The 1,139-nt window shown below is 45.7% G+C and carries 1 protein-coding gene; it reads right to left on the bottom strand.

Annotation, left to right across the window (positions count from 1 at the left end; all coding sequences use genetic code 11):
• A partial coding sequence (locus tag R7E00_RS24570) for a formate--tetrahydrofolate ligase (RefSeq protein ID WP_318124830.1) occupies positions 1-1,139 on the bottom strand: 1,139 nt, incomplete at both ends.

The following is a 1,139-nucleotide window of genomic DNA, read 5'->3' as shown; positions in this document are numbered from 1 at the left end:
AATACAAACAGCTAATTCGTTAAACCCTAGTTTTTCAAAATGAGCCAATTGCTGAGTTGCAAGTTCACTCATTTCAACATTTGTCGCACCATATCCAGCTTCACACACAGACATCAGCTTCTCCTGAAGGGATTGATGTTTCTGATATAGAGGTCGGAAATTCGTGGTTTTTTCGCAAGCATCAACGACATGCTGTGCTAGATCTCTCGTACCTTCACCACCTTGGGCAAAAGCAGTGCTGATAGCGACTTTAACATTTGGATCGAATGCGTGAATGAGATCTTGAAGCGCGATGAGTTCTTGTTCGCAATCTTGAGGGAACTGGTTAATCGCAACAACGGCTGGGATTCCATATTTATGGACGTTCTTGATGTGCCACTTTAAGTTTTCAAACCCGGCTACCAATGCCGCTTGGTCAGGCGAGAAAATCGAATCTGGAATTGCCATGCCAGGGCGCAAGTCGTAGTGGCCGGAGTTCGCTTTAAGGCCTCTTAACGTCGCAACAATCACCACACAGTCAGGCGCTTTGTTGGCAGCCGCTGCTTTAATATTACAGGCTTTCTCAAATCCCATGTCAGAGCCAAATCCTGCTCCAGTTACCGTGTAACGCGAAAGCTTTAACGCAATCTCATCAGCGATAATAGAAGAATTGCCATGCGCAATGTTAGCAAAAGGGCCTGCGTGGATCAGAGTAGGGACACCTTCAAGCATTTGCATCAATGTTGGTGCAATGGCTTCTTTCAACGTTACGGCCATCGCACCTGCGACGTGTAAATCTTCTGTGGTGATAGGCTGACCGTCGAGATCATAAGCAACAACAATTTTGCCAATGCGCTGACGTAAGTCTTTAAGATTTTTTGCCAACGCAATAATGGCCATCAATTCGGATGCGGCTGAAATATCAAACCCTTCGTTACGCTCAAATCCGTTAATGGTTTTGCCTTGTTCGTTCAAACCAATTTTGACCATGCGAAGTGCACGGTCGTTGTGGTCCATCACGCGTTTCCAAGTAATGCTTTCAACGTCAATTTTTAATGCTTTTAAACCAGTTCGAGCTTCAAAGGCGTCATATCCTTCGCGCTGCTCGTGGAATAAGCGCGCATCTAAAGCTGCAGACGCTAAGTTGTGTGCAGCCGTAA

This window comes from Vibrio sp. Vb1755, from assembly GCF_033338635.1.
Lineage (GTDB): Bacteria > Pseudomonadota > Gammaproteobacteria > Enterobacterales > Vibrionaceae > Vibrio > Vibrio alginolyticus.
The sequence above is the reverse complement of the archived record's forward strand: the minus strand, read 5'-3'. Positions and strand labels throughout refer to the sequence as shown.